Raw genomic sequence first — 22,986 nt, 5'->3', positions numbered from 1 at the left:
TGCGGTTCGTAATTCCTATGATTGGATTTTTCTAAGCAGGTTTCCATGTACCGTGAAAACTGTGGGGGATAACGCTGGGTAATCCCAGTTTACAAACAGGTTCTGCATTTAACCTATCACTCGCAAATACCCAAACTTCGCTACTATGAGTATTACCATCATAAACCACAGTTAACACCCAACCTTGTTCAGAGTTTTGCGGATTTTGCACATAAATAGGTTCGGAAGGATAGCGATTTTCTCCTATGTTTGCTTGTGTTAAAGTTCCAGTTTTGTGATCAAAACGAGCAATACTATTTAAAATCTCCTTACCAACATCTGTTCCTGGTTGGAATCCTGACATATAGGTATAGCGAGAAAATTGACCAACATTTTGGGGAGGAACACTCGGAAATTCACAATGTTGATTTGAAAGGGTTTCAATTTTAATCACTTTTCCAGTTAAAGGATTAAGTTGAACTTGTGAAAATGTACTTTTGGCAATTGTGTGAGTTTCTCCCGTAGCTACTTCCCGAAGATATTCATTAGTTTGAAAATCTTCATAACGGGCAATATCCACAATTACTGCACCACTAGCATCTACATAACCATTAGCAAAATGCCACTGAAACCAAGATTCAGTTTCTCCTCGACTGACTAAAGATAAACTTTCTCTATCAATCACTATAATCTGAGTTCCTAATTCAGGATGCCATTCTAGGGAATCACTATAACTCCTTATCCCTAACAAAACAGGCCAAAGATTTAACTTCACTGGCGAAATAAAAAAGATTAGATACTGTCCTGCTAAAACAAAATCATGTATGAGTGGTACACCTTCTAATTGATATGTTTCTGTGCGGATAATTTTGCCCGTAGAGTCACTTTTATAAACATTAAGTGTGGCATTTAATCCAGGAGTTACACCAAAATTAAAAATTTCCCCTGTATTTGCATCCCGCTTATAATGGGCAGAATAACTTAATCCCTTAGTTAAACTGCCTAAATCATCTTCACCACAAGTTTCTAAAGTTTGCAAATCTAAAGCATAAGGTTTACCACCTTCCCACAATGCCAAAAGTTTATTAGGTAATGCCAAAACTGAAGTATTCGCCGCATTTTTCACAGGTTTTATCCATTGATTCCAGATAATTCCTGGTGCAGTCATGCCATAATTACCATAAAGCAATTTACCCGCAGCAGTTTCTTCTTGATAACCTGTAGTTTGCACATAGCGATAAACTGCAAATGTTTCTGCATTGGTAAAATTAACAGCCAGAATTGCTCCATCTCCATCAAACCAATGTCCCACTGGCATACCATTTCGTTCTAGTCGTGCTGGTCCATTCCGGTACAGTGTACCCCGTAAACCATCGGGGATTGTACCTGCGAGAATAGGTAATTGAGTGGCAGAAAATTCTGTTGCTGGTTGAGATATTGCTCTAGACCATGCTTTTTTAGTTGACTTTTGATCAATTTGTTGCATATAGGATTTATTCTGTGAATAATAGGTTGTTGTCTCATGCTAATCGAATTTACCCTCGCTAATTTTAAAAGTTACAGCACAGGCCACTTACCTTTGGGGTCTTTGACTGTTTTAATAGGTGCAAACGCCGCAGGTAAAAGTAACGCTTTGGAAGGTTTGCGATTTTTGTCATGGCTTGCACAAGGGCAAAAACTTTCTAGTATTCAATATGCTGTGAATAGTGCCGAGGCAGTGGTGCGTGGTAGAGTAAATGATTTATGCTATCATGGGCAGTCAAGTTTTACCATCGGTTGCCGATTAGATTTACCTGAATGGAATGAATTAAATATAACTCTGAACGTGCGTGATGGGGAACTACACATCAGTAGTGAACGAATTACTGACTCAATCAATACAGTTTCCTTGTATGAATTAGATCAACCTTCTCAGGGAATAAATACTGATGTTAGTGTGGCCTATAACAACTTTACAAGGGGTCAAAACAAGCCAAGAATAACTTGTAGTGATCAAATGGCTATATTCGTGCAATTAGATAGCCCTGCGCGTTTTGATATCAAATATGAAAAGTCCCAAAAGATAATTCCTGAGATTGCCCGCGAATATCAACGAGTTTTAAATAATATCTTATTTTTAGATCCTGTTCCTGCCAGGATGCGTGAATATAGCTTTAAGTCTGATAAAAGATTATATGAAGATGGTAAAAATCTTTCTAGCGTTTTATATCGTTTATGGGAAAACCAGCCTGAAAATGAACAGATAATTCTCAATTTCATCCAGAGTTTACCAGAACAGGCTATAGATGGACTAAATTTCCTGACTGGTCCCAGGGATGAAGTTATGGTGCGACTAAGAGAAACTTTTGGTGATCAACCTCGCTATTGTGACGCTGCATTATTATCAGATGGTACATTACGAGTGTTAGCGATCGCAGCAATTATGCTATCGGCTACCGAAGGAAGTTTAGTAGTCAACAAAGAAAGAATCTATCGAGAATTTTTAGGAATTGAACCTCCTAAAGATTTTGAAGAAGGGGGTTTAAAATAATTTATATAAATAAGAGATGTAAAATGCAGAATATACGATTTACTTTTGTTGACCTTTTTGCTGGAATTGGTGGATTTAAAATGGCATTAAGCAAGAATGGTGGTCATTGTCTAGGTTTTAGTGAAATAAATCAAGATGCAATCAATACGTATTGTGAAAACTTTCAAATTGAACCTAGTTGTAACTTAGGAGATATTACCAAAATTAAAGAATTACCACCTCACGATTTATTAACTGCTGGAGTTCCTTGTCAAAGCTGGTCAATTGCAGGTAAAAATCTAGGTTTTGATGATGATAGAGGTCAGTTATGGAACGATACAATTTATTTACTTCAACAATCCAAACCAAAAGCATTTATTTTTGAAAATGTCAAAGGATTAGTTGATCCTCGTAATAAAAAGGCTTTATCTTATATTTTAGAGAGAATTGAACAAGCCGGATATCATGCCAAATATTTTGTTATTAACTCCTTTGATTATGGTTTGCCACAAAATAGGATTCGCATATATATAATTGGATTTCAGGAAAAAGACTATTTCCAAAAATTCAACTTACCAAAACCAACAGATAAAAAACTAAAACTTGGTAATATATTAGGTATTATACCACCACAACCAATAGATAATCTGATTATTCAGAGAGACATATTTGGTAATATTATTGAATCTAAAAGTATGAGTCTTTCCAATACCAACGGATTCAATGATTACTTTTTATTTAATGACTTGAGAAATGGTCATACAACAATACATTCCTGGGACATTATTGAAACCACTCAACGACAGAAAGATATTTGTTTATTATTACTTAAAAACAGACGCAAAAGTAATTATGGTGCATTAGACGGAAACCCTTTATCATTAGAACATTTTCAAAACCTAGATTCATCAATTACACAAGCAGAAATTGATGAACTGGTACAATTGGAAATTTTCAAATCAGAAGAATATCGTTTTATTCTTAAACAGGATAATATTCAAGACTTGACAAAGGATGAAGAGATTCTACTTTCATTTACCAATAATACAGAAATAATAATTGACAGCTTAAAAAGTCAGAAAGTGTTTAAATTAGAAAAGATGTCAATTAAAAAAATAATAGAGTCTCTCAAACAAAAAGATATTATTGAGTGTACCGAAATTCGCTATGATTTTAAAAACACGAAAATAAGCACAGGATTATTTGGTGTAAGTCGGATCTTTTTACCAAGTTCTGACATTTTCCCAACTCTAGTTGCCAGCGACACAAATGATTTTATCACTTTAAAGACAATTGAAGCACTAAATCATCATGATTTCAAAAACAAATTCATAAAAGGAGTTTATGAATCAAGAGAGTTTAGAAAAATTACTAAACGCGAGGCTTGTTTAATACAGGGATTTCCTGAAGATTTTAAATTACCAGGGTCAAGACCAAGATGGATGAAACTAATTGGAAATAGTGTTTCAGTTCCCGTAATTGATAAATTGTGCAAAGCTATTGTTGAAACTGGTGTCTTTGAAAATTAAGATAAGTCAAGCAACCCCATAAAAACCCCATCATGTTCACTGAAACTACCTTCACAAATTGGATAACTTGCCCTCAACCCAATCCCCATGCCAAAGTACGCCTATTTTGCTTTGCTTATGCCGGTGGTAGTGCTACGATTTTTCGGACATGGGCTGATGATTTACCAGCAACTATTGAATTATGCCCCATAGAAATCCCCGGAAGAGGCAAACAAATCAAATCACCTCCATACACAAAAATTCAACCTCTAGTTCCAGCAATAGCTACCAATATCATCCCCTATCTAGATAAACCCTATGCTTTCATCGGTTACAGTATGGGTGCATTAATTAGTTTTGAGTTAATTAGGCTACTGCGCTCTGAATATAATTTTCACCCTTTACATCTTTTTGTTGCTGCTCATCAAGCCCCACAATTATCTGCTGAAAAACCGCCAATTTCTCAATTACCAGATACCGATTTTTTAGCCAAAATATCCCAATTGAATGGAACTCCCCAAGAAGTGCTAAACAATGCCGACTTGATGCAGATATTTTTACCGATTATCCGCGCTGATTTTACAGTTTTGGAATCCTATATTTATACTCCCCAACCTCCTTTAGATTGTCCTATTACTGCTTTCGGTGGTTTACAAGACCCAAGAGTTAGTTATACTGCCATTGCTGCATGGGAAAAACAAACTGTCGCCCCTTTTTTATTACAAATGATAGATGGTGATCATTTTTTTATCAACACTGCTAAGACTACTTTACTTAACCATCTAATTCAATCCCTCCAATCCTATTTCTAATTTATCTTCTAAAACATGAAAAATATACCTAGTGATGGGGGAATCATTACCGAATCTATACTATTCAAAATAATTGAGGATTTATATAGTACGGTTATCACGACGATCATATCTATAAAACCGAACTGTAATCAATTGATTTTCTGGTGCTACTATTTAATTGGGAAGCTAAAGATTAAGCTTCAAGAAGTTAAAGGTTAGAAGTTTTACCAGTAGTATTATTGTTTACCAAGTCAGAAGCTTAAGATTCAGTCTCACCAAATCAGAAAGTCCAATAGTGAATTTTTGAGGAGATAGATATGACACTTGTACGTTGGAATCCTTTACGGGAAATAGAACGCTGGGAACCATTCCCTGAAATGGGTATTATCCGTCAGCAAATGGATCGTTTGTTTGAGCAATTATTACCACCCGACGGAGGGGAAAAAATAGGATTGACTTTTATTCCTCCTGCCGAAATTGCGGAAACCGATAGTGATTTGAAGTTGAAAGTCGAAATACCAGGCTTGGATGCGAAGGATCTTAATGTTGAGGTCACTCCTGAGTCGGTTTCTATTAGCGGCGAGCGCAAATCGGAAACAACAACAGAAGCGGAAGGCATGACTCGCTCAGAGTTTCGTTATGGCAAGTTCCAACGGATAATCGCCTTGCCTGCGGTCGTGGATAATGAGAAGGTCGTAGCAGAATATAAGAATGGAATTCTCCATTTGACCATTCCTAAAGCCGAATCAGAAAAACACAGGGCTGTAAAAGTTAGTCTCGGCTAATGGCTTTTGGTTGAAATGAAGTAGTAAGGGTCAGTAACCCAGCCCTAAAGGGACTGGGCTTGCAAGAGTAATCAAGCAAGCCGTACTGACCAGACCACCCTAAGAGACTTGCCCTTCGACTTCGTTCAGAGCAAGTCTCTTGGGGTAGCCGTTATTTGAGTCACGACACCTCGGAAGGCGTAGCCCCTTCGGGGTTCAGCAGTCGCTCATGGGGGAAACCCCCAAGACCGCGCTGCTTCACTAGTTCCCCGCTCTGTCATTTGCAATCACTTCATCCTTCATTTTTTTGTGGCAAGTGGGAGGGATAATAATTCATGATTAATGGTTTATATTCTAAAAATATGTTTCTAATTACATAGTTAATTCTCAAGATAGATGATAAAAGGCATTTTTATATTTACGAGTTATGGGGACAAAAATCTAGCCTATATCCTTTTCTTACTTTTATGTAAGATATGAGCAAATATATCTCAGTCGCTGTTAATATATCGGAAATAGCAGTTTGTATCTTTGACCTAGATAGGGGGTTTCGATTTTTGAGAAAACTTCTACAAAAACACACACTGATACAGTTTCATTTGCTTGAATAGCTATATAAAGAGGATTGAGATTGGCAATTATTAATTATGGCAACCAAAGTAATTGATGTTAGAGAATATACTGTCCGAGCGCACAAAAGACTGATTCATACACGAGTTTTCCACTTTGTTTGTAAAGAATGTAATCAGGCTACAAAGCGGGAAACTTTCGGAACTCGCCCTTTATATTGTGAAAGTTGTCGTCCTCCCCAACCTCCTAAAAAATCACTCCAGGTATCTACACCAAGCAAACCTAGAGCCATGACTTACACCAGCAATATAGATTTAGGTTGAGTGAATTGCTATGAATTCTCCAGGACAATTACAAGCACCACCCGAAGTATTTATTGCGCCATTGTTGGAATTACGAGATTACTATGGGAGTCTCGCCCAAAAGTACCAACGTCTATTCATAGAGGCGCGATCGCAATTAGATAATGTAGAATCCTTGTTATCTACATGGTCTTATACTGATGACAACGAACAAGTTGAGGCTGACGAAGAAGATTCATTATTGTTGTTGTCTTCCAATCACAGTTCCAATCTGGAATATTTGCAGCCTCTAGAGTCAGAAATTCCTAAATCAGACCCTTTCAAGGTCGACCATTCCCTCTCTGAAGTTAAAGACTCAAACAATCTTTCCTATCAGCGTCGTCACTATGTTGGTAAGGGGGAAGATGTTCCCATGCTCTCTCACTATGAAAATATGACTCGCATGGAAGCACTCAAAAAGCTATTGGGAGAATATGTGGGAACTGTCTGTCACATAGATTTTATCGTGCGATCGCTCTATGGTGATTTAGAGTCTACTATTTTCAAAGTCGTTAAAGGTAGAGTCCAATCATCTCTGACCCAAGGGAGGGAAAGTGGTTATTGGTCAGCGATTCCCAATGAACCGGGCTGTTATACCCTAGATCTAAACTCACTAGGTCCAATTCAAGGTAGGGGAATATCTAAGGGGATCAAATCCACCAAAACCAACAAACATTTCCTCAGACCCCAAACGAAAGTAGTACCGATGTTGGCACAATTTGATGGTCAATTTTTAATTGATGCTCTGACCTTATTTCTAGAACAAAATGCGGGACGAATTTTCAATGTGAATGAGATAGTCAATGGCATTTATGGACATCTAGACCCAGAGGAAGTCAGAGAGGTTAAAAATAAGGTTCTCAATGAACTATCTAGGGGTCATCGCACAGGCCGATTTGTCAGAGTTCCTCACCAAATCGGTCTATATACTTGGGATATGAATATGATCGCCAAAAAATAACACAAAAAAGGTGCGTTACAACTTGTGAACGCACCTGATTAAAAATGGAGAGGGGGGGATTCGAACCCCCGAAGGGATATAATCCCTTAACAGATTAGCAATCTGCCGCTTTCGACCACTCAGCCACCTCTCCAGTTCATGAGTAATAATCGTAGCAGAAGTTTTTGAGTCTGTCAATAGTCATTTTCCAAATAAATTCAATGACCAATGACCGGGAATTTTAGATTTTAGATTTTAGATTTTAGATTAAAAAAAGTTGGTACAGGACTTAGTCCTCTACTAACGGAAAAATCATAAATCCCAAACCCAAGATTTTCGAGCTTCTACACTTTAGGGTGGAGTCAATCCAAAATCCAAAATCGTCAATCCAAAATTGCCTGACCAATGACCAATCTATAAAACTTGCGATCGCATCCAAGCTGCTGGCAAGGTGCGTAACTTTTTCCATTGGGGAACATAAGCTCGCTGACTGAACACATCATAATCATTGCGCTCAATCACCTCTAAAATCTGCTCATATAGCATAGATGCAGACCAAACAGGCCACCGAGCATCAGCAGCCAGGTAACTAATACCCTTATCTGCTTGGATGTAAAATTTACGGGCGCGGTCAATTTGAAACCGCATGAGTGAACGCCAGCGGTCATCCACTACGCCGCGAATACATTCTTCCTCGGTGTAATTAAATTTGGCTAAATCTTCTAGGGGAAGATAGATTCTGCCTCGACGGGCATCTTCACCAACATCACGGAGAATATTGGTAAGTTGATTAGCAATCCCCAAGGCGATCGCCTCTTCTATAGGAAGATAGGGCTGTTGGTTTTGATGCCAAGGGGCTGTGTAGATACTATTATCTATCCCCATAATCGTCGTTGACATCAAACCCACAGTTCCCGCTACTCGGTAGCAGTAGAGGTATAAGTCCTCAAAAGTTGCATAGCGACTGCGATACAAGTCCATCCGCTGACCGGCGATCATATCCCGAAAGGGTTGAATGTCTAGCGGAAAGCGTTGGAGGGTATCTACTAACGCTACATCATAATTATCCAATGGGCATCCCGCAAAAATGGATTCCAGTTGATTTTCCCATAGTTCTAGGGTTTCTGGGGTGGTGATAGCAGATGCCGGACCATCCACTAACTCATCTGTACGGCGACACCAGGCATAAATTGCCCAGACAGATTGACGCTTGGCCGGACTCATCAGCATTGTACCTAAATAAAAAGTTTTAGCGTACTTAGCCGTGAGTTCCCGGCAAAGGGTATATGACTCATCTAGAGAGACCAGCGTTTTCATGCGCGGGGGGGAATCAGGCAGTTGCAGCATTCGTGGCGGGCGGTCGTGTTGGCGTTTGCAGGTTAGAGGAATTTGCTACCGTCAGCGCTTGAAATATCGCCTGCGCTGTTAGTTTACCAGAAAGTACAGCCCCTTCCATACTGGCGAGATAGCGTTGCATTGTATAATCCCCAGTCAGATAGAAGTTAGAAATGGGGGTTTGCTGTGAAGGGCGGTACTGTTGGCGACCTGGAGTAGCTTTGTAAACTGAACGCGGTGTTTTCACCACATGATATTTCAGTATTTTAGTCGGATTATCTCCCCCAAAGTGCTGGGGAAAAAGTTTTTCTAACTCAGTAATAGTTGCAGCAACGATTTCTGCATCGGATTTAGATATCCACTCTTTGGCTGGCGCTAGAACCAATTCCAACATGGAACGGTCAGGATTGGCATATTCACGGCAAGTATTACTCATATCAGCATAAACGCTGAGGAGTGGAGAACGGGAAAATAGCAGATGATCAATATCTGTTAATTTGCGATCAAACCAGATATGAACATTAATCACTGGTACACCTTCCAAACCCTCCAATTTTTGGAAAAACTCCATTGCTTTCCAAGAACTTGGCAAAATCGGCTTTAAAGGATCAACTGGCAGAGCAGATACATAGGTATCCGCTGTAAATATTTCATCTTCTGCCCCGTTTAAGCCCCGCAGCAGGAATCCTTTTACAGTTCCATCCTCATTGAGTAAAATCTCTTTCAATGGCGCATTCAGGCGCACCTCGCCACCGCGTTCAGTGATGTGGTCAATGATTGGCTGACACAACCTTTCTGTGGGTGAACCGTCCAGGAAAGCCATTTTTGAGCCGGTTTTCTCTTGGAGAAAGCGATTCAATGCCGTTAAGAGGACGGTGGCGGAAATTTCGTCTGGATCAATGAAGTTCAAGGCTTTAGACATAGCAATGAATACTTCTTTTTCTACTCTGGGGGGAACGTTTTGTTTTTGTAACCACTCCCGGAAAGAATATTTGTCCATTTCTTCGACATACTTTTGCCCCTGGAGAATGGCAGGTAGTAAACCAATCCCAAAACTGATTTTCTCCGGCCAGGTCAGCATATCGTTGTTTCTCAGAATTGCCACCATACCATTGATAGGTGCTGGCAAATCTGGAAAATCGAATCGGCTATAAGTCCCCGGAGCTTCAGGCTGATTGAAGATCATTGTGTGTTCTTTCCACTGCAATCGATCTTCAATGTTCAATTCTTTGAATAACTGCAACATATTGGGATAAGCCCCAAAAAAAATGTGCAGTCCTGTTTCGTACCAGTCACCATCAGCATCTTTCCACGCAGCCACTTTTCCTCCTACTACGTCTCGGCGTTCCAAAACGATAGGTGTGTGACCTAGATCGGTAAGATATTTTGCACAGGAAAGTCCTGCTAGACCCGCTCCCGCGATTGCTACGCGCATTTAAACCTACTATTCTTCAATATTTCTTAACTGTTTTGTCGTTCTCATTATACGTTGCAATCCTTTACATTTGGCACGGTAGGTCTGATTGCTTCCCAAAAAATTCCCCAAATTTCCCCCCGACTATGTAATTTACCTTAATCTTCGCTCCAGGAATAAACCCGAAATTTTTTCTGTGATAAATATTTAGTGTAGTTTAGGACTCATTTTGAATTAGTGTATATTTTTGCTTAACTGCCTATCATCAATACAAAAAATGGCTTCCTTACTCAGTGTTTATACGTGAAAAACGTATGTCTAACAGTAAAGTAAGTAGCAAATAAAAATTGTATTCATAAGCAAAAATAATCGAAATATTAGTAATACTTCAAAACTAGATTTAAAACTTTTATTTATTTAAATCTCCATTACGGTATATGATGATCCCGGACAGTTTAATCATAATTAAATCTGAAAACGCATAGAAATTATGTAATTCCAAAAAAAATTTGTTCTTTGTTTAATAGAACTTTTTTCTATTCAACCTGGAGATTATTTCTCTAGGAATTGTGCATCTATCTGGAGAATAACTAAACTATGATATCAATGGGAATACTATGGGTGAGATCCTTTACAGGTGGGGCTTTGGCGTTGACAGCAAATTTACCACTGGGTTTAATAGCTGCATTTTCTCCAATCCAACTTCCAGCCAACTTAATTAAGCCGCAACCCCAATTTCTGACGATCGCTCAACAACATAAAAATGCTTGGCAAAAAACCTTAATATCAAAAACTGCTTTCACATTTGACTGGATAAATAGGCAATTATCATCCTACAGAAATAAGTCTATCGCTGTACCTTCAATAACCTTGAAGCCAAAAGAAACGCGATTTTGTTCCTCTGTGCCAGAAAATATAGCTGCACAACCTCACTTGAAAAATGCTACTAACTTTTTACCAATAGTTACACAAGTTAGTATTCCCAAGGTAGATTTATCATCTTCTACTGTTGTGCGATCGCTCCAAAGTTTCTTTAATGTCATCCGCAATCCAGTCGATCCAAATGGAAGTTATGATTACTCACCAGTATTGATTGTTAAGCGGAATCCATCCAGTTATGAAGTATGGGTTAATAACAGTTTTGTTGCCAGACTACCTGATCGAATTACAGCCAAAGCATTACAAAAACGCTTGCAGCAATTAACAAAAATGCCTGCTGTACAACCTACACAATTACAACCAGGCTTAGTAGATAAAACTCCTTCCATGATGGTAGGTAATCGGTTACTATTTGCAATAGATCAAAAACTCTCTCAGCAAATTGGTCGCAGCGGTGATATTTTGGCAATGGAATGGACTAATAATTTGCGAATAGCACTCCATACCAAACCACTGACATTGGTACAAGGACAAATGGAAATGTATGGATTACAGTCCTCAACCACAAAACTTTCTGGTATAGCTTCTTGGTATGGTGGCTATTTTCACGGTCGCTTAACCGCAAATGGTGAGATATATGATCAAGATGATTTTACTGTTGCCCATCGGACTCTACCTTTTAATACCTTCTTAAAAGTCACCAATTTAGAAAACAATAAATCCGTGATTGTCCGCGTTAATGATCGTGGTCCGTATATTTTACCCAGAAGCCTGGATTTATCTCGAACAGCGGCTCGTTGTCTCGGTAGTGAACATACTGGAGTCGTAGCTTATCAGGCTGTGATTTTACAACAAAATTTCCCAACAATGACGTTGAAACCATCTCAACCAAAAACTGAAAATATGGCTAATGCTAAAAGCGAGTTATTAGTTTCCAATTTTTAGGGAACACCAAAAAATAAATTACCCAATTTTGTGGGATGGGCATCCTGCCCGTCCTTGATGATTAGCAGGCAATTCCTCCCGCACCACAAGAAATTTTTGGGTATTTTTTTAATTGGAAGTCCCTTAGTGGCAGGATCAGGGCTGTTTCATTCTAAAATTTGACATTTTATGTATTCACGAGAATGCGTCATTTTAGGCTTCAGGGATTCTATCTCAAGACGGCTGAAAATACCTAAATTTGTTGCTTAAATCTAGAATGAAATAACCCTGCTGGAAGGATAAAGTAGAAAAGGCTTTATCCTTTATTGATATCAAACTAATTATGTCAATATCCCAACTATCACAAAGCTTTGGTAATCATCTAATTCTGGGTATTTCCGGGACAAGTTTAAATGATGATGATAAACGGGCGTTAAATGAACTAAAACCCATTGGTGTCATCTTTTTTGCCAAAAACTTTCTTGACGGTGTAAAATATCCAGTTTGGTTAGAACAGTTTAAAAACCTCATTGATGAAGTTCGCCAATATACTGAGCGTGACTTCATATTTACTACTTTAGATCATGAAGGTGGGCGGGTTGTGCGGACACCTTTACCAATTACCCGCTTTCCTCAAGCTTATTTATTGCAGTCCCATGCTTATGAAGTTGCCAAAGCCACAGCACTAGAATTAAAATCTCTGGGAATTAATCTTTCCTGGTCCCCAGTTGCCGATATTTTCTCTAATCCCCAAAACCCGATTATTGGCGCTCGTGCGTTTGGAATTACACCAGAAACCACTAGTGAAGCCGTGGGAGAATATTACCGAGGATTACGGGAAGAAGGGATTTTAGGTGCTGCTAAACACTTTCCTGGACACGGAGACACTAGCACAGATTCCCATTTGGAATTACCAATCTTAAATTTGAGTCGGGAAGATTTGCGAAATCGGGAATTGATACCTTTTCAAACATTAATTCAGTCACAAATTCCGTTAATTATGACGGCGCATATTTTGTTTCCACAGATTGATCCAGAAGTACCAGCAACTTTATCTAAAATCATTTTGAATGATATTTTACGAGAAGAGTTAGATTTCCAAGGTGTGATAGTTTCTGATGATTTAGATATGAAAGCTGTATCTGAGATGTTTATGCAATCAGGAACGATTGCGCGGGCTTTTCATGCTGGTTGTGATTTATTTATAGTTTCTCGAAATATCAATTCCTCTTCTTTAGAACGAACATATAAAATAGCTGAAGATTTCTCTGCTAGTTTGAATAATGGTACTTTGGATGTAGGAGTGGTGGAAGCTGCGCGGGAGAGGGTGGAAAAGTTATTACAGGTAACTCCTCAATATCCAGTTTCAACCCTTGATAAGGAGACGCTGCTGAAAAATGCGGAATTGGCTATTAGTTGTTGTTTGTAAGGGAATATTGGTGTCAACTTAACCTACAGATGGCTTATTTGTTGGCTTCCACACCCACCCATGAATTTCAGGGCTAATAACCAAAGTAAACTTTAGTTTACTCAAAAATTTCTAGGTTATTTAGTCATCTTCAGATGACTTCTGCTATGAGACTGGGAATTCATTCCCAGGCGGGTTATGGGTTTTACCTAAAGCTCCAATTATACTGAAAACGGTTCATAGTTTAACCAAATATGAAACCCCTCTCCAAACCTCTCCCCGCACCCCTCCCTGACCCTCCCCTACAAGGGAGGGAAAAGGAGCAGCTTTTATAATTGGAGAGGCTTTGAACTTGTTCTTTGTATGATAAAAAAGTCCAGCTTATAGCCGTTTTGAGTATAATTAAACTATACCCCATCCATCTTGAAAACTTGGGTTTTCGCCATAGAAAAACTATAGGTTTCAACTTAGAGGGGGGTTAAATGTATATACAAGTGGTGGTTCACATTCTACTCCCTATCTACTTAACTGGTTGCAGTTTTGTGACCTTGAGTTTAAATTTACCTACCCCAGTTTCTCCAAAAGAGCGAACCCGCACAATGTAAGTTCCTGATTCTGTAATGCGGGTAAATAATAGAGAATTACTTGTACCATCAGGAGCATCATCATTTTCTCCTGCTGTTGAACCATTAGGGGCTAATAGTGTAATCATACTGTCAAAGTTTTCCGATGACAAATCAATAGATAAATTATCACCCTGATTTAATTTAATTGAATAATCACGAGCAAATCCTCCTTGACCTGTGGGAATATCTTTGTTTGATAGGGTATCAGAAATTTCCGTCAAATTAGTTAATGGAATAGGGCTATATAACTTATTTTGTGCTGAGGCTGTTTTGATCCATATTCCCATTGTTAGTAATGTGATAGGAATAATTAAAATTTGCCTTAAACCTACTGCAAAAATCTTTTTCATAAATAAAAATACTGTTCCCTCAAATATCGGGTAACTAATCTAATATAGCTTGATTTTTATTTATTTGTCGTGGCAACAGCAGCCACACCCAAGACTGTAATTTGATGTTGTTCAAATGTCTTGACAGCAGCTTTAACAGTGGCACCAGTAGTATAAATATCATCTACTAATAATATTGGTATATGGGGACGACGACGCAAATCTTTACCAAGGACAAAAGCATCTGCTAAGTTCTCTTGTCTTTGGACTGGGGACAAATTAAATAGGGCTTCAGTTTCCTTAATGCGTTCTAAAGCATGGACTTTCAATTTGTATCCCGTCACATTACAAAAACCTGCCGCTATTAATGCAGCTTGATTAAAACCGCGTTGTTTTTGTTTTTTGGGGTGCATAGGAATAGGAACAACTAAAACCTGTTGTTGTGGTTGAGGTGAATGTAATAACCATGATTCCCCTAACCATTCTCCTAAAACATAACCAATTTGTGGTTGATTTTCATATTTTAGGGCAGCGATCGCCCTTTTAACAGCACCACCATAATTTCCCCACACAAATATGGGTAATGGTTGCTTCCATAAATAGGCGGGATTTTGCTTATGACAACTTTGGATTTGCTGAATACAATATGGACAAAGTTCCTTCTGCGTAGAACGTTGACACAACGGACAAGAAGATTTAAGAAAAAGATTAAGTAAATTTTGAAATATCTTGATCATAGATATTTTACATAAACGCGATCGCATCTACTGGTTTCTACACCTGTTGTTGGTAGATAACCATTACTTTCATAAAGTTTAACAGCTTCAGTTAAAATACTGGCAGTTTCAATCCAAATTTGCTCAAATCCCCGCAAAGCAATAGCTATTTCCAATTGTTGTAATAAATATTTTCCTAATCCTAAACCGCGCACTCTTGGTAACAGATACATTTTTCTAATTTCTACAGCTTTTTCCCCACGATTGATGGGGTAATATGCGGCAGTTCCGACAATCTGACTTTGGTGTTCAACTACCCAAAATTCTCCACCGGTTGCTAAATAATATATTTCTATTTGTAATACATCCTTGTCTGCTTCTTCGGGCTGCCAAGGTAAACCGTATTCTGATAATATAGAACTAATAACTGTAGCAGCCAAAGTAAGGTCATCTTTTTGCCAACTACGAATAATAAAATCTTGGTAAAAATACATCTTTCTGTGAAATTGATGATTTTTGTGATTATTTATTCAAGCCGATACTAAAACTGCTTGTATAAATGATAAAAAACCCATCTCCATTGTTTCATAGAGAAGGGTTTTTTAGTTGAATAATAAACCTGGCATCGAGCTATTTTCACGTGGGGCTACCCCCAAACTATCGTCGCCGCAGCAGCGTTTCACCTCTGAGTTCGGGAAGGGATCAGTGTGGTTCCACCGCGCCATAGACACCAGGAAAGAATTTAGAATTGAGAATTTAGAATTAAAGAATAATTTTAGATTCTAACTGAGGGTGTTCATAACCCTGAAGACTGCATTCGAGAAAGAGAAATCACAATAGCAAATTGAATAGAGGTCAAGCCCTCGGTCTATTAGTACCCCTCAGCTTCATACATTACTGTACTTCCACTTAGAGCCTATTAACGGGTGTTCTGCCCGTGACCTTACCTACTTTTTGTAGTGAGAGTACTCATCTTGAGGTGGGCTTCCCACTTAGATGCTTTCAGCGGTTATCCTCTCCGCACTTGGCTACCCAGCGTTTACTGTTGGTACAATAACTGGTACACCAGCGGTGCGTTCCTCCCGGTCCTCTCGTACTAAGGAGGACTCCTCTCAATACTCTTGCGCCTGCACCGGATATGGACCGAACTGTCTCACGACGTTCTGAACCCAGCTCACGTACCGCTTTAATGGGCGAACAGCCCAACCCTTGGGACGTACTTCCGCCCCAGGTTGCGATGAGCCGACATCGAGGTGCCAAACCTCCCCGTCGATGTGGACTCTTGGGGGAGATCAGCCTGTTATCCCTAGAGTAACTTTTATCCGTTGAGCGACGGCCATTCCACTCTGCGCCGTCGGATCACTAAGGCCTACTTTCGTACCTGCTCGACTTGTCGGTCTTGCAGTCAGGCTCCCTTCTGCCTTTACACTCTTCGCACGGTTTCCAAGCGTGCTGAGGGAACCTTTGCGCGCCTCCGTTACCTTTTAGGAGGCGACCGCCCCAGTCAAACTGCCCACCTGAAACTGTTCCCCGACCGGCTTACGGTCGTGGGTTAGAATTCTAGCTTCGCCAGAGTGGTATCTCACCGTTAGCTCCTTATTCCCCAAAAGGAATAACTCACCGCTTCCCACCTATCCTGCGCAAGCGAAGCCCGAACACAATTCCAGGCTACAGTAAAGCTTCATAGGGTCTTTCTGTCCAGGTGCAGGCAGTCCGTATCTTCACAGACATTCCTATTTCGCCGAGTCTCTCTCTGAGACACCATCCAAATCGTTACGCCTTTCGTGCGGGTCGGAACTTACCCGACAAGGAATTTCGCTACCTTAGGACCGTTATAGTTACGGCCGCCGTTCACCGGGGCTTCGGTCGCCAGCTTCACTTTCGCTGACCAGCTTCCTTAACCTTCCGGCACTGGGCAGGCGTCAGCCCCCATACGTCCTCTTGCGAGTTGGCGGAGACCTGTGTTTTTGGTAAACAGTCGCTTGGATCTCTTCACTGCGACCCACTTCTTAGGTGGGCACCCCTTCTTCCGAAGTTACGGGGCCATTTTGCCGAGTTCCTTAGAGAGAGTTATCTCGCGCCCCTTGGTATTCTCAACCTCCCTACCTGTGTCGGTTTCGGGTACGGGTGTTCTATCTTCATCACATACACAGCTTTTCTTGGCACTTTCCTTCACCACTCGGAGTTCGTAAACCCCTCCCAAACCAATCAGGGTATGGCTATCTTTCATGCGTCCCTGTCTATGCTCCCACAGAACAGTAAGTGACTATTGACACTTTGTCCATCGACTACGCCGTTCGGCCTCGCCTTAGGTCCCGACTAACCCAGAGTGGACGAACCTGGCTCTGGAACCCTTAGGGTTTCGGGGTGTATGATTCTCACATACATTTGCGCTACTCAAGCCGACATTCTCACTTCCGTTTCGTCCACAGCTGCTCGCCGCTACTGCTTCTACCTACGACGGAACGCTCCCCTACCGATTATGATTAGTAATCCCACAGCTTCGGTACATCACTTAGCCCCGTTCATTTTCGGCGCAAGATCGCTTGACTAGTGAGCTATTACGCACTCTTTCAAGGGTGGCTGCTTCTAGGCAAACCTCCTAGTTGTCTAGGCAATCTCACCTCCTTTATCACTTAGTGATGATTTGGGGACCTTAGCTGGTGGTCTGGGCTGTTTCCCTCTTGACAATGAAGCTTATCCCCCACTGTCTCACTGGCTGTGTGTTCTCTGGGTATTCTGAGTTTGTCTCGATTTGGTACCGGTTTCCCAGCCCGCACCGAAACAGTGCTTTACCCCCCAGATTTAATCACAACCGCTGCGCCTCAACACATTTCGGGGAGAACCAGCTAGCTCCTGGTTCGATTGGTATTTCACCCCTAACCACACCTCATCCGCCGATTTTTCAACATCGGTCGGTTCGGACCTCCACTTGGTGTTACCCAAGCTTCATCCTGGACATGGTTAGATCACCAGGGTTCGGGTCTATAAACACTGATCTTCGCCCTCTTCAGACTCGGTTTCCCTTTGGCTCCAGCATTCTCGCTTTAACCTACCAGTGCCTATAAGTCGCCGGCTCATTCTTCAACAGGCACGCGGTCATCCGTTAAATCGGACTCCCACTGCTTGTAAGCTTATGGTTTCATGTTCTATTTCACTCCCCTTCCGGGGTTCTTTTCACCTTTCCCTCGCGGTACTTGTTCACTATCGGTCACACAGTAGTATTTAGCCTTACGAGGTGGTCCTCGCTGATTCACATGGAATTCCTCGTGCTCCATGCTACTCGGGATTCAGCTACTATCCTTTGGTTTTCAACTACGGGACTTTCACCCCCTCTGGTACAGTATTTAGCTGTTTCGTCTAACCTAAGTGATTCGATATCGCTGTCCCACGACCCCAGAAGATAAATCCTCTGGTTTAGGCTCTTCCCCTTTCGCTCACCACTACTTAGGGAATCTCTAGTTTGATTTCTCTTCCTCCAGCTACTAAGATGTTTCAGTTCGCTGGGTTGGCTCTTTCCTGTCTATATATTCAACAGGTAGTACATAGGGTTGCCCCATTCGGATATTTCCGGCTCTTAGTTTGCTTCCAACTCCCCGGAACATTTCGTCGGTAACCACGTCCTTCTTCGCCTCTGTGTGCCTAGGTATCCACCATTAGCCCTTATTAGCTTGACCACATTTTCTGCTTGTTTGCTTTCACATCCATCTCAATGTCTGTGTCTGCCTGCTTTTTCTCTTTCTCTTATGCAGTTTTCAAGGTTCTGGCTGGAATTTAACCCAGCAGTCTAACCATAGTTGTTAGGTGCTGACTTTGATTCAATTTTTGAACTAAGCCGAATAATACTTTGAAAGATATCTACCAATCTCGACCGACCTAGGTTAGACCAATTTAGTTTCTATTCACAACTTGCATTGCTTTCAAGTTCTAAATGGATTAGGTCTCCCTAAAAGGAGGTGATCCAGCCACACCTTCCGGTACGGCTACCTTGTTACGACTTCACCCCAGTCATCAGTCCTACCTTAGGCATCCCCCTCCTTGCGGTTGGGGTAACGACTTCGGGCGTGACCAACTTCCATGGTGTGACGGGCGGTGTGTACAAGGCCCGGGAACGAATTCACTGCAGTATGCTGACCTGCAATTACTAGCGATTCCTCCTTCACGAAGGCGAGTTGCAGCCTTCGATCTGAACTGAGCTACGGTTTATGAGATTCGCATCACATCGCTGTGTAGCTGCCCTTTGTCCGTAGCATTGTAGTACGTGTGTAGCCCAAGACGTAAGGGGCATGCTGACTTGACGTCATCCCCACCTTCCTCCGGTTTGTCACCGGCAGTCTCTCTAGAGTGCCCAACTTAATGCTGGCAACTAAAAACGAGGGTTGCGCTCGTTGCGGGACTTAACCCAACATCTCACGACACGAGCTGACGACAGCCATGCACCACCTGTGTTCACGCTCCCGAAGGCACTTCCATCTTTCAACGGAATTCGTGACATGTCAAGCCTTGGTAAGGTTCTTCGCGTTGCATCGAATTAAACCACATACTCCACCGCTTGTGCGGGCCCCCGTCAATTCCTTTGAGTTTCACAGTTGCCTGCGTACTCCCCAGGCGGGATACTTAACGCGTTAGCTACGGCACAGCTCGGGTCGATACGAGCTACGCCTAGTATCCATCGTTTACGGCTAGGACTACTGGGGTATCTAATCCCATTCGCTCCCCTAGCTTTCGTCCCTCAGTGTCAGTCTTGGCCTAGCAGAGCGCCTTCGCCACCGGTGTTCTTCCTGATATCTACGCATTTCACCGCTACACCAGGAATTCCCTCTGCCCCGACCACACTCTAGCTTTGTAGTTTCCACTGCTTTTATTTGGTTGAGCCAAACTCTTTAACAGCAGACTTACAATGCCACCTGCGGACCCTTTACGCCCAATCATTCCGGATAACGCTTGCATCCTCCGTATTACCGCGGCTGCTGGCACGGAGTTAGCCGATGCTTATTCCTCAGGTACCGTCATTTTGTTCTTCCCTGAGAAAAGAGGTTTACAACCCAAGAGCCTTCCTCCCTCACGCGGTATTGCTCCGTCAGGCTTTCGCCCATTGCGGAAAATTCCCCACTGCTGCCTCCCGTAGGAGTCTGGGCCGTGTCTCAGTCCCAGTGTGGCTGATCATCCTCTCAGACCAGCTACTGATCGTCGCCTTGGTAGGCTCTTACCCCACCAACTAGCTAATCAGACGCAAGCTCTTCTTCAGGCAGCAAGCCTTTCACCTCTCGGCACATTGGGTATTAGCCACCGTTTCCAGTGGTTGTCCCCAACCTGAAGGTAGATTCTTACGCGTTACTCACCCGTCCGCCACTATCTCCGAAAAGACCGTTCGACTTGCATGTGTTAAGCATACCGCCAGCGTTCATCCTGAGCCAGGATCAAACTCTCCATTTTGTTTTTTCGAGTTTGTCGGCTCCGAAATTAGTTAAAATCTCGAATCCTCTTTCAATTATCTTGACGACGAGGATTGGTTTAATCTATTCTTTCAAAGTATTATTTTTTCTCGGTTCAGTTGTCCGGGAGTCGTTTCTTTCTCTCGGCACTTATTTAATATAGCAATCCTTCCTTTTTCTGTCAAGGGGGTTGAGAAATATTTTTAGGCAAGGGTGATTTCAGGGACTGAAAAGCTGGAAACGTTGAGGGGGAGAGGATTTTTCCCTAGTGGCGTTTGTTTTCACTGGTTCAGATTGTTTTTTTTTGTAGTGGATTAGGGACTTCCAATTAAAAAAATACCCAAAAATTTCTCGTGGTGCGGGACGAATTGCCTGCTAATCATCAAGGACGGGCAGGATGCCCATCCCACAAAATTGGTAATTTATTTTTTGGTGTTCCCTTAGATCAATGCCAATAGCTGTCTTTATAATACTGTTTATCAAAACTATCTTCACTGTTGCTGTTTGGTGGGGTGTTGTCGTAGAAATTTAGTGTGAATTGGGTAACGGGTTGTGCCAGACTTTGACCGTAGTAGTTAAACTGCTGTACTGTTACTGTTGCTATATTGCCGAAATGCAACTCCAACTGATTTTCGCTCTTGGAGACAACTATAGGAGGAAAGGGAGTAGAGGTTCGTGTTGGAGATTGCAGCTTAAAAGGCAATTGTGAAATTATATTAATTAGTTGCAAAGGGAAAAAAGAGTCTAGAGGGGGGAAAAGAGATGGCATTTTCGGTCCTGGCTGTGAAGGTGTTGTCGGCTCTGGAGGATTAGTGCTATTCGCAGATGTGCTTCTAATAATTTGGAGGACTTGGCTTTCGGTTAGGTTATGGTTAGCACTAAGCATAAGAGCGACGACCCCAGCAATGTGAGGGGCTGCCATAGAAGTGCCATTGTAACTGGCATATTGATTATTAGGTATTGTGGAGTAAACATTAACTCCGGGGGCGGTGACATAGGTGATTTCTTGAGGACCAGACCGGTTGGAAAAATCCGCAAGGTTATTATTTTTATCCACTGCGCCTACGGCAATTCCTGAATTATAGGCGTAGCGGGCGGGATAGGATGGTACTGGATCACCATTATTACCTGCTGCCATGACAACGATTACGTTTTTGCTGCTGGCATATTCAATGGCTGATTTGAGCGTATCGTTAGAGGAATTACCTCCTAGACTAAGGTTAATTACATTTGCGCCATTATCAACTGCGTAATAAATACCTTTAGCGATATTCGAGTAAGAACCTGAGCCATTGGCATCTAGGACTTTGACTGGCATAATTTTGGAATTATAGGCAATGCCAGTAACACCAATGCCGTTATTTTCTGCGGCTATGGTTCCAGCAACATGAGTGCCATGATCATTATTGTCTAAAATATTATTGTTGTTATCTACAAAGTTCCAACCTTGAACATCGTCAACATAGCCGTTACCATCATCGTCTATTCCATTACCAGTTATTTCTTTGGCGTTACTCCAAATATTATTTTTTAAGTCTTGATGGTTGTAGTCTACGCCTGTATCTAGTACGGCAACAATAGTTCCTTGTCCTGTATATCCATTATTCCAGGCTGTGGGAGCTTTGATCAGATCCGCTCCCCAATTATTGCCACCCAAGTTAGGAGCATCTGTATAGGGACTAACGCCTGCGGCTTTACTGACTGCTAATCCGGCGTTAACTAGGCCATAGCCATTGTTAGAGTTATAGCTGCTATTACTAGCTATAGGGGAGTTTGTTTCTAGATTATGTTGAGAAGAGTTACTATGATTACCCCAACTTATACTATTGTCGGTGGGATTTTGAAGGGGATTTGTTTGGGAAATAGCAGTGTAATTGATTTCTTTTCGAGACGGGATGTTTTGATAAATATCAACAAATGACATAAGTATTTAAGCCTCAAGAATAGCAATATTTTTTTGACAAGGTGATTTTGTCAAAATCTGCAAATACAATAATTTGAAATTGTTGGTTATTTCTTCTTTTTAATTATTACTATTAATCGGTAACACGAAAAGATATTTTAATCACGAATAAACTAATATTTAATAAATGATTCCAGAAAAAAATAAATTAATATTTGATGACATAACGATTAATTGTACATAGCAAAAATATAATTTCATGACAAAATCATGATTCTTCGATATTACAAAAGAAGGGAACAGGGAACAGGGAACAGGGAGCAAATAAGAAACTTTAGTTCTGAGTTTAAAGCTCAGTCAAAAAAAGGATGTTTTTAAAAGATGCGTAGCACGAAAAAAACAGTGCCATTATTTCAATCTCATGTTTTTAAACATGAGTTTTTCCTGTTCCCTGTTGCCCGTTCCCTGTTCCCTCTGAAAAATAATGATTTATTAAGTAGGTTGGCGTTGAAAATTGTCGTTATAGCAAGGCAAGAGTAAAGAAGTTTTCAGCGATTTTACGTTTCTTTACACAGTTTGGTTTTATTGTGTTCACCTACTGATCGGTTATAC

Annotated in this window: 15 protein-coding genes, 1 tRNA gene and 3 rRNA genes; 8 read left to right on the top strand and 11 right to left on the bottom strand. The window is 41.1% G+C overall.

Annotated features, from left to right (window positions below):
• Positions 1 to 31 precede the first annotated feature (31 nt).
• Positions 32 to 1,465 carry a carotenoid oxygenase family protein gene (locus AA650_RS04120; RefSeq protein WP_053538066.1) on the bottom strand — a complete coding sequence of 478 codons (1,434 nt, stop codon included), beginning with the start codon at positions 1,463 to 1,465 and terminating at the stop codon, positions 32 to 34.
• 36 nt (positions 1,466 to 1,501) lie between these two features.
• On the opposite strand from AA650_RS04120, the gene AA650_RS04115 reads away from it, so the two are divergent.
• The 6 genes from AA650_RS04115 (at position 1,502) to AA650_RS04095 (ending at position 7,426) form a co-directional block, all read left to right on the top strand.
• Complete coding sequence (locus tag AA650_RS04115) at positions 1,502 to 2,509, top strand: AAA family ATPase (protein WP_234413295.1); 1,008 nt, start codon at positions 1,502 to 1,504, stop codon at positions 2,507 to 2,509.
• Positions 2,510 to 2,532: 23 nt separating this feature from the next.
• Positions 2,533 to 4,017: a DNA (cytosine-5-)-methyltransferase gene (gene dcm / locus AA650_RS04110; RefSeq protein ID WP_053538065.1), complete on the top strand. Its 1,485-nt coding sequence runs from the start codon at positions 2,533 to 2,535 to the stop codon at positions 4,015 to 4,017.
• 32 nt (positions 4,018 to 4,049) lie between these two features.
• Positions 4,050 to 4,808, top strand: a complete 759-nt coding sequence (locus tag AA650_RS04105) for a thioesterase II family protein (protein WP_053538064.1) — start codon at positions 4,050 to 4,052, stop codon at positions 4,806 to 4,808.
• Positions 4,809 to 5,107: 299 nt separating this feature from the next.
• Positions 5,108 to 5,575: an Hsp20/alpha crystallin family protein gene (locus AA650_RS04100; protein ID WP_027402602.1), complete on the top strand. Its 468-nt coding sequence runs from the start codon at positions 5,108 to 5,110 to the stop codon at positions 5,573 to 5,575.
• Positions 5,576 to 6,201: 626 nt separating this feature from the next.
• On the top strand, positions 6,202 to 6,447 hold the full coding sequence (locus AA650_RS26075) for a hypothetical protein (RefSeq protein WP_035082434.1): 246 nt from the start codon (positions 6,202 to 6,204) through the stop codon (positions 6,445 to 6,447).
• Between the two features lie 10 nt (positions 6,448 to 6,457).
• Positions 6,458 to 7,426, top strand: coding sequence for a hypothetical protein (locus tag AA650_RS04095; RefSeq protein WP_053538063.1), 969 nt, complete (start codon positions 6,458 to 6,460; stop codon positions 7,424 to 7,426).
• A gap of 45 nt (positions 7,427 to 7,471) precedes the next feature.
• Here AA650_RS04095 and AA650_RS04090 read toward each other — a convergent pair.
• The 3 genes from AA650_RS04090 to pds form a co-directional block, all read right to left on the bottom strand.
• Positions 7,472 to 7,559: transfer RNA gene (locus AA650_RS04090), tRNA-Ser, on the bottom strand.
• Positions 7,560 to 7,819: 260 nt separating this feature from the next.
• Positions 7,820 to 8,752 (bottom strand): 15-cis-phytoene synthase CrtB, encoded by a 933-nt coding sequence (crtB, locus tag AA650_RS04085; protein WP_039201752.1) that lies wholly within the window; start codon positions 8,750 to 8,752, stop codon positions 7,820 to 7,822.
• Positions 8,736 to 10,175: a 15-cis-phytoene desaturase gene (gene pds, locus AA650_RS04080; protein ID WP_053538062.1), complete on the bottom strand. Its 1,440-nt coding sequence runs from the start codon at positions 10,173 to 10,175 to the stop codon at positions 8,736 to 8,738. Before pds ends, crtB begins: the two co-directional genes overlap by 17 nt.
• A 585-nt stretch (positions 10,176 to 10,760) precedes the next feature.
• Between pds and AA650_RS04075 the strand changes: the two genes are divergently transcribed.
• Positions 10,761 to 11,978: a septal ring lytic transglycosylase RlpA family protein gene (locus tag AA650_RS04075; RefSeq protein WP_053538061.1), complete on the top strand. Its 1,218-nt coding sequence runs from the start codon at positions 10,761 to 10,763 to the stop codon at positions 11,976 to 11,978.
• A gap of 322 nt (positions 11,979 to 12,300) precedes the next feature.
• Positions 12,301 to 13,386 carry a beta-N-acetylhexosaminidase gene (gene nagZ, locus AA650_RS04070; RefSeq protein ID WP_053538060.1) on the top strand — a complete coding sequence of 362 codons (1,086 nt, stop codon included), beginning with the start codon at positions 12,301 to 12,303 and terminating at the stop codon, positions 13,384 to 13,386.
• A 499-nt stretch (positions 13,387 to 13,885) separates the two neighbouring features.
• On the opposite strand, the gene AA650_RS04065 is transcribed toward nagZ, so the two are convergent.
• From AA650_RS04065 to AA650_RS04035, 7 genes are all read right to left on the bottom strand, one after another.
• The gene (locus tag AA650_RS04065; RefSeq protein ID WP_027402609.1) at positions 13,886 to 14,341 is read right to left on the bottom strand and encodes a PPC domain-containing protein; all 456 of its coding nucleotides are present in this window, start codon (positions 14,339 to 14,341) and stop codon (positions 13,886 to 13,888) included.
• A 56-nt stretch (positions 14,342 to 14,397) separates the two neighbouring features.
• Positions 14,398 to 15,057 carry a ComF family protein gene (locus AA650_RS04060; RefSeq protein WP_053538059.1) on the bottom strand — a complete coding sequence of 220 codons (660 nt, stop codon included), beginning with the start codon at positions 15,055 to 15,057 and terminating at the stop codon, positions 14,398 to 14,400.
• A complete protein-coding gene (locus tag AA650_RS04055) occupies positions 15,054 to 15,530 on the bottom strand; it encodes a GNAT family N-acetyltransferase (protein WP_053538058.1) in 477 nt (158 codons plus the stop codon). Before AA650_RS04055 ends, AA650_RS04060 begins: the two co-directional genes overlap by 4 nt.
• Before the next feature lie 123 nt (positions 15,531 to 15,653).
• Positions 15,654 to 15,771: ribosomal RNA gene (gene rrf, locus AA650_RS04050) — 5S ribosomal RNA — on the bottom strand.
• Positions 15,772 to 15,887: 116 nt separating this feature from the next.
• Positions 15,888 to 18,713 (bottom strand): 23S ribosomal RNA (locus AA650_RS04045).
• A 272-nt stretch (positions 18,714 to 18,985) separates the two neighbouring features.
• A 16S ribosomal RNA gene (locus tag AA650_RS04040) occupies positions 18,986 to 20,472 on the bottom strand.
• The 16S, 23S and 5S rRNA genes sit together here, the layout of an rRNA operon.
• A 444-nt stretch (positions 20,473 to 20,916) precedes the next feature.
• On the bottom strand, positions 20,917 to 22,395 hold the full coding sequence (locus tag AA650_RS04035; protein ID WP_053538057.1) for a S8 family peptidase: 1,479 nt from the start codon (positions 22,393 to 22,395) through the stop codon (positions 20,917 to 20,919).
• Between the last annotated feature and the right edge of the window lie 591 nt (positions 22,396 to 22,986).

The organism is Anabaena sp. WA102, from assembly GCF_001277295.1.
GTDB lineage: Bacteria > Cyanobacteriota > Cyanobacteriia > Cyanobacteriales > Nostocaceae > Dolichospermum > Dolichospermum heterosporum.
This window is presented reverse-complemented; position numbering and strand designations above follow the sequence as displayed.